General features: G+C 38.0%; 11 protein-coding genes. All 11 read left to right on the top strand.

The window, feature by feature from the left end; all coding sequences use genetic code 11:
* Positions 1–362: ribosomal RNA small subunit methyltransferase A (locus tag ACO5V7_RS08620; protein WP_485485854.1), on the top strand; the 362-nt coding region annotated here is incomplete at its 5' end.
* Positions 363–530: 168 nt separating this feature from the next.
* Complete coding sequence (locus ACO5V7_RS08615) at positions 531–797, top strand: metalloregulator ArsR/SmtB family transcription factor (protein WP_005606402.1); 267 nt, start codon at positions 531–533, stop codon at positions 795–797.
* Between the two features lies 1 nt (position 798).
* Positions 799–1,458 carry an SdpI family protein gene (locus tag ACO5V7_RS08610; protein ID WP_485485853.1) on the top strand — a complete coding sequence of 220 codons (660 nt, stop codon included), beginning with the start codon at positions 799–801 and terminating at the stop codon, positions 1,456–1,458.
* A gap of 176 nt (positions 1,459–1,634) precedes the next feature.
* Positions 1,635–2,480, top strand: a complete 846-nt coding sequence (cdaA, locus tag ACO5V7_RS08605) for a diadenylate cyclase CdaA (RefSeq protein WP_485485852.1) — start codon at positions 1,635–1,637, stop codon at positions 2,478–2,480.
* The gene (locus tag ACO5V7_RS08600) at positions 2,473–3,486 is read left to right on the top strand and encodes a CdaR family protein (RefSeq protein ID WP_485485851.1); all 1,014 of its coding nucleotides are present in this window, start codon (positions 2,473–2,475) and stop codon (positions 3,484–3,486) included. Before cdaA ends, ACO5V7_RS08600 begins: the two co-directional genes overlap by 8 nt.
* A gap of 17 nt (positions 3,487–3,503) precedes the next feature.
* Positions 3,504–4,856, top strand: a complete 1,353-nt coding sequence (gene glmM / locus ACO5V7_RS08595; RefSeq protein ID WP_485485850.1) for a phosphoglucosamine mutase — start codon at positions 3,504–3,506, stop codon at positions 4,854–4,856.
* Between the two features lie 134 nt (positions 4,857–4,990).
* Complete coding sequence (gene rpsN / locus ACO5V7_RS08590) at positions 4,991–5,260, top strand: 30S ribosomal protein S14 (RefSeq protein ID WP_485485849.1); 270 nt, start codon at positions 4,991–4,993, stop codon at positions 5,258–5,260.
* Between the two features lie 31 nt (positions 5,261–5,291).
* Positions 5,292–5,402: a putative metal homeostasis protein gene (locus ACO5V7_RS08585; protein ID WP_168160678.1), complete on the top strand. Its 111-nt coding sequence runs from the start codon at positions 5,292–5,294 to the stop codon at positions 5,400–5,402.
* Between the two features lie 307 nt (positions 5,403–5,709).
* A complete protein-coding gene (locus tag ACO5V7_RS08580) occupies positions 5,710–6,249 on the top strand; it encodes an acyl-CoA thioesterase (protein WP_485485848.1) in 540 nt (179 codons plus the stop codon).
* 79 nt (positions 6,250–6,328) lie between these two features.
* Positions 6,329–6,937 (top strand): TVP38/TMEM64 family protein, encoded by a 609-nt coding sequence (locus tag ACO5V7_RS08575; RefSeq protein ID WP_485485847.1) that lies wholly within the window; start codon positions 6,329–6,331, stop codon positions 6,935–6,937.
* Positions 6,938–6,952: 15 nt separating this feature from the next.
* Positions 6,953–7,225 carry a membrane protein insertion efficiency factor YidD gene (yidD, locus tag ACO5V7_RS08570; protein ID WP_485485846.1) on the top strand — a complete coding sequence of 91 codons (273 nt, stop codon included), beginning with the start codon at positions 6,953–6,955 and terminating at the stop codon, positions 7,223–7,225.
* Positions 7,226–7,292: the final 67 nt, after the last annotated feature.

Genomic DNA, 7,292 nt, shown 5'->3' with positions numbered 1-7,292 from the left:
CGAAGGCGTATGGATCGCTCACGATTGCGATTCAATATTTCTGCGAAGCGAGCATTGGATTTATCGTGCCGAAGATGGTCTTTAATCCTGCTCCGAATGTGGATTCTGCGATTCTGGTGTTAAAACGTCGCGAGAAACCACTCGTGGAAGTAAAAGACGAAGCGAAATTTTTTGCGCTCGTGAAGAATAGTTTCGTGCAACGTCGTAAAACACTATGGAATAATTTAGCTAAAGCTTACGTTGGGGATATCCACACAAAAGAAAGCTTAGCTACTGCATTAGAAGCTGCAGGTATCGACCCAACCAGACGTGCAGAAACACTGACGATTGAAGAGTTCGCACGCTTAAGTGACGCACTTTAATTTAAGAGAAAAACAAATTTAAAAAGATGATACCGTAAGAAATCGCTGGTATCATCTTTCTTTTACACGAAAATCTATTAAAAAATATTTTAAATAGATATTGCATTTTACATCCCTCAGGAGTATAATCTACTTAAAGATAAATTTAAATAGAAAGAAGTTGAGGAGATGGCTGTTAATGAAGTAATGTCTGCTCTTTCGGATGAAACGCGCCGTCAAATTTTAGAAATCCTGCGCAAAGGGAAGACCAATACAGGCGATTTAGCGGAGTTAATTGGGATGACGCCACAAGCTTTGTCTTATCATCTTAGAAAATTAAAACAAGCAGATTTAATCTACGAAACGCGTTATAAAAACTTTATTTATTATGAATTGAATTTGACCGTACTGGATGAAGCGATTGTATGGATCAATCAAATTATTGGGGGAAAATAACATGGAACAAGTAAAACAAATTAAAAAATATACCTATCTTGCATTAATGTTTGTACCACTCGTTGTGGCTCTAGTGGTGGTGTGGTTCTTACCGGAGACCATTGTATCTAATTTCGATTTTTCTGGAAATGTTACCGGCACTGCCAATCGATTTACAATTATAATTTATCCGGTGATTGTGGCCATTGTTGGATTTATCATTCGTATTGCTAGCACTTCTCCTAAATTAACAGGAGGGAATGTGAAGACCGCTCGTTCTATTAGTTGGTTAGTTCTACTATTACTGAATGTTGTTGCTTATTTCCAATTTTGGTTGTATTTAAATGGAGTGACGATTGGGACACAAATGGGACGTTTTTTGACATTCATCCTTGGGATTTTCTTTATCCTGATTGGAAATCTCTCTCCTAAGATTAAAGACAATACAAAACACTTTGGATTCCGTGCGTCATGGCTAAAAAATAATGATGTAGCTTTCCGAAAAACACAACGCTTTTTTGGTTTTGCTTCTATTATTGCTGGAATATTAATGATTTTAACAGCAATATTTATGGTAAATAATATTGCAATTTTGGTAGCTACGATGATTCTAGTTGTGGAGGTAGCAGTGACTGGTGGGTACTCTTACTACATTGCTAATACAGAGACAGAAGGGGAATAAAAATCTTAAAACGTTCTATCATCCAACTTGGTAGAACGTATTTTTAATTGTGAAACCCTAAAGAAAGCGAGGAGGAAGTTCATGAATGTCTTCCTTAAAATCCGCGCTTTTTTTCGTTTAGCTCTTATCTGTGCTATAATAGAAAGGTACATATTGGTGGAAGAGAGGTTAACTTTATGCAAATAAATTGGAACAGTTTATTTTCATGGGGGAGTTTTCGCAATCTAATTGATATTTTGATTGTTTGGTACATTCTCTATAATATTTTAGTGATTATTAAAGGAACAAGGGCGATTCATTTAATGAAAGGAATTGCTGCAATTGCTGCAATGAAATTTATTAGTTTTTTCCTTGGATTAACTACTTTAGACTGGATTATGAACTTCGTGATTCAGTGGGGAGTTGTGGCTGCCTTGATTGTCTTTCAACCTGAGATTCGTCGCGGATTAGAACATATTGGACGTTCGAATTTCTTCTCACGTAAATCTGAAAGTGCAAATGAAGCAGAAGTCATGATTAATGAGTTGGATACAGCCATTCAATATATGGCAAAACGAAGAATTGGAGCTTTGATTTCCATAGAACAAGGGAATTCTCTAGAAGAATTTATTAATACTGGGATTCCGATTCACTCTGAAATCTCTAATCAATTGATTACGAATATTTTTATTCCAAATACCCCATTACATGATGGGGCAATGATTATTCGTGATTATCATATTGCTGCAGCGGCCTGTTATTTACCACTGTCTGAGAATATGATGATTCCAAAAGAATTAGGAACACGTCACCGTGCTGCGATTGGGCTAAGTGAAGTGAGCGATGCGATTACGATTATTATTTCCGAAGAAACTGGAAAGGTGAGTGTAGCGATTCGAGAAAAACTACATAGGGAACTTTCTTCTGAAGAATTAGTTCAAGTCTTGTCGCAATATTTAGTGGTAGAAGGAGACGATGAGATGGATCCAGCAGTCGTTCGATGGATACGTGCGATCTTTAAAGGGGGACGTTCGAATGGCTAATTGGATGAATAAAAAATCATTTCTCATGTTGATGTCTTTAGTTCTAAGTATCTTTCTATTTATTTTAGCTAAAGACGCTAATTCTGGATTACGTTCAAGCACATTAAATCCACAGTCAAGTTCAAACACGATTACAAATGTGCCAATTTATGTAGATATCAACAGTGAAGAGTACTCAGTAACAGGTTTACCAGACTCTGTTTCTTTACGTCTTGAAGGAACAAGTAGTTTGATTTTAAGTACATCAAGTAATGGTTCGTACAAAGTGACTACGCCAAATTTAACAGAGTTAGGAGAAGGAAAGCATACGATTTCTCTTTCAGTTTCAGGTCTTCCAACGGGAGTGACAGGTATTGTTTCACCAGAAAATGTTGAAATAACGATTGAGAAGAAGAATGCTAAAGAGTTTCCTGTTAATGTAACGGTTGATTCTTCAAATATTGGAAATGGCTATCAAATTGGAGACGGAACGACTTCTCCAGGAACGGTCATTGTAAAAGCTGCGGATTCAATTTTAAAGCAAGTAGAAAAAGTGGTCGCAAAAGTTACGATTCCTGAAGGGACAAAATCAGACTTTACGACTACAGGAGAACTACAAGCTTTGGATGCTACAGGAAAACCTATTGCTGTGAAAATTGAGCCAGAACGCGTACAAGTTCGAGTGCCAATTTCTTCTAGCTCAAAAACAGTCCCTCTTGTCTTTACGACAACTGGTGGGACTTCACGTTATTCATATTCATTGAATTCAACTACTAAGCAAGTTACAATCTCAGGAGCTCAATCGATTTTAAGTCGAATTACAGCTATTCCAGTAGTAGTAGATGTGAGTAATGTGACTCAAACCATTAAGAAAACAGTAACATTAACACTACCATCTGGCGTCAATAGCATTACTCCAGAAGCAGTTGAAGTCACTATTACAGTGGTAGATTATGGTGTTTTGGATTCAAGAGAAACAACTACTCAATCCGAAACGACACAAGAACATACAACACAAGCCAGATAAGGCTAAAGGAGAAAATTATGGGTAAATATTTTGGAACAGATGGTGTTCGTGGCGTAGCTAACGTAGAATTAACACCAGAATTAGCATTTAAACTAGGCCGTTATGGCGGTTATGTATTATTACAGCAAGCAGAAGGGAATGCACATCCACGGGTATTAGTGGGGCGTGACACTCGTATTTCGGGTCAATTATTAGAGCATGCTTTAATTGCTGGATTACTCTCTGTAGGGATTGAAGTAATGCAACTTGGAGTGATTCCTACTCCAGGGGTGGCTTATTTAACACGAGTGCAAGGGGCTGTTGCTGGAGTCATGATTTCAGCTTCACACAACCCAGCGCAAGATAACGGAATTAAATTCTTTGGTTCAGACGGTTTTAAATTAACGGACGAAACTGAAGCACAAATCGAAGCGTTATTAGATGCAAAAGAAGACACATTACCACGTCCTTCTACAGATGCATTAGGAACAGTCGATGAGTATTTAGAAGGAACAATGAAATACAGCCAATTCCTACAAAATACGGTAGAATCTTTATCTGGAATTAAAGTAGCATTAGACGGAGCAAACGGAGCAACCGCTTCAATGTTAACTCGTTTATTTGCTGACTTAGATACAGACTTCCACACAATAGGTGATAAACCAAATGGAGTAAACATTAATGATGGAGTGGGCTCAACACATCCAGAAGCTTTAGTAGAATTTGTGAAAAAAACTGGAGCAGATATCGGTTTGAGTTTTGATGGAGACGGCGACCGCTGTATCGCAGTCGATGAAAATGGAACAATCGTTGATGGCGATAAAATCATGTTCATCCTTGGTAAACACTTCAAAAACCAAGGGACTTTAAGCAAAGATACGATCGTATCAACAGTTATGAGTAATCTAGGATTCCATAAAGCGGTAGAAGCAGAAGGAATGGTTGCTCTTCAAACAGCAGTTGGTGATCGTTACGTGGTTGAAGAAATGCGCAAAAACAACTACAACTTCGGTGGGGAACAATCAGGACATATTATTATCCTTGATTTAAACACTACAGGCGACGGATTACTTTCAGGAATTCAATTAATGAATGTCATGAAACAAACTGGCAAATCATTAAGCGAATTAGCCAGTGAAGTGCCAACATACCCACAAGAATTAGTAAACATTCGTGTGAGTGATAAAAATGGTGTAATGGAAGTTCCAGCGATTAAAGAAGTCATCGATGCTGTAGAGGCTGAGATGGATGGAAACGGACGTGTGCTTGTTCGCCCAAGTGGTACGGAGCCACTTGTTCGTGTCATGGTTGAAGCACCAACGGATGAACTCGTTCATGATTACGTAACACGTATTGCAGATGTTGTTCGTAAAGAAGTTGGGATTGACTAATCTTAAATAAATATGATTTGAAGGAGAGCTTTGGAAAAGGCTCTCTTTTTTTGAGTGTAAACCACTTGATTTTAAAGGAAACAATTGATACAATGTAAAACGTAATTATTCCGATTTAGAAAGAAGAGAAGAAAATGGCAAAGAAATCTAAAATTGCAAAGTATGAAAAACAAAAAGCGCTCATCGAATGTTACGCTGAAGAACGTTATGCCCTGAAGCAAGCAGGAGACGTTGACGGACTAAGAAAACTGCCTAAAAATTCAAATCCAAACCGCCTGAAGTTTCGTGATCAAACGGATGGTCGACCAAGAGGATATATGCGTAAATTTGGCTTGTCACGTATCAAATTTAGAGAATTAGCGCATATAGGATTAATTCCTGGTATTAAAAAAGCAAGTTGGTAAACTACGAGAAAAGCAATAGGAGGTGTATGTTATGAAACAAGATTTAGCGACGGCATATCGACAAATGAAGAGCCCAAATATCAAGACACGTAAAAGAGCATTAAAGCTGATTCACGAAGCCAAACGCGCAAAGAAAAAATAACGTATGTGGATATTGCTTTTATTCGGGGAAGAGAGAAGAACACTTATAATATGGTTTCGGAGAATCCTCGGATTTTATAATAGCAGTAACGTGAATATGCATCAAAACGAATAAGAGGGCGTTGGAATTTATTCCATACGCCCTCTTTGAGGCTTTGAAGGTGAGAGACTTAAGGCTCGAACCGGTGCAACGTTACCGCTATTATAATTCAATCCGAAGGATTCTCCAAAACACAATTTGAGTGTCTTTGAACGCATTTTGGTTTCATGTTAGAATAGAAAAGTAAAATAACCAAGGAGCTAAGAAAATGAGTACCCCATCTAAAACATGTAGCCAAACACGTGCGATTCAAGCACGTAGAATTTTCCCATTCGATGTGAATATGCATAACACACTATTCGGAGGGAATTTAACACGAATCATTGATGACTGTGCATCAATTACGGTATCCCGTCATTGCCGTCGCCTTGCAGTAACGGCTTCAGTGGATGCAATGAATTATTTAAAACCTCTTCCACTAGGACATTCTGTCTGCGTAGAAACGTATATTTCAGGAACAGGGAAGAAGAGTGTAGAAGTCTTCTGTAAAGTGGTCGGAGAAGATGTCTTGAACGGAGAACGCTATTTAGCAGCTACGAGCTTTTGGACATTCGTCGCACTACCTCGTGAAGGAGAAACAGATTTCACGGTAGATGCCATCGTTCCAGAAACCGATGAAGAGAAATTCATCTGCAGTGGCTATGAAGAACGTCGTAAGGCACGTCTAGAACAACTTGGACGCCAAGAAGCATTGATGGATCATATTACGGTTGTAAAACCGTGGAACTTAGAAAATAACGAATCTTAAGCAAAACGTAAGAAACTTTCGAAGGAATTTTTAAGTTTGTCTGTTATAATGCAACTATCAATAGTTTAAGGAGTTCATTGTGGATACATCAAAAGCAATCGAATTAAATCGTAAAATTATACGAATCGTGACCATTATCGGGATTATTCTAACCATTATTTTAGGATGGTTAGTGGCAAAAAATGATTATTTTGCACTTGATGGTCCTTTCCGAGAAAGCATTGCGAATTCGGGTTGGATCGGCATTCTTATTTTTATTATTATTCAAATTACGCAAGTTGTATATCCGATTATTCCTGGGGGTTTAACGTGTGTGATTGGACATATTGTATTTGGGCCATTCTACGGGTGGGTGTATAACTTTGTAGGAATCATGATTGGTTCTTGCATCAATTTCTGGTTAGCTCGTCGCTACGGTGAAACATTGGCGAAGGCTTTCGTGGATGATGATACCTACGATAAATACGTCGGATACTTGGATAAAGGAAAGAAATTTGAGCGTTTCTTCTTTGGAGCGATGGTCCTTCCTGGATTTCCAGACGACTTCCTTTGTATGGTCGCAGGACTTAGTCATATGACCTTCAAAAAGTTTGTGGCAATTTGTCTACTTGCAAAACCAGTTACTCTTTATGTATATACTTTAATCGCAGCAGAAGGAACACAAGCCTTCTTTAATTTATTTAAATAAGAAAGCAGTATTGAGATGAAAAAAATAATGATTGCATTGGTGCGTGGGTATCAAAAATGGATTTCTCCATTATTCCCACCTTCCTGCATCTACAGACCAACCTGTTCGAGTTATATGATTCAGGCTGTTGAAAAACACGGTTCAGTTAAAGGCGTTTTAATGGGATGTGGACGTATTTGCAGATGTCATCCATTTATTCGTGGTGGCCAAGATCCAGTTCCAGATTATTTTACATTAAGACGGAATAAGGATTATCGAAAAAAGATTATGGATGCTAGTAAAAAATAAATATCCACCGGCTTTGAAGTGCACCCCAAAAATTAGACAGAAAATCTAACTTTTGGGGTGTTTTTAT

This window comes from Granulicatella sp. (assembly GCF_057274575.1).
This window is presented reverse-complemented; position numbering and strand designations above follow the sequence as displayed.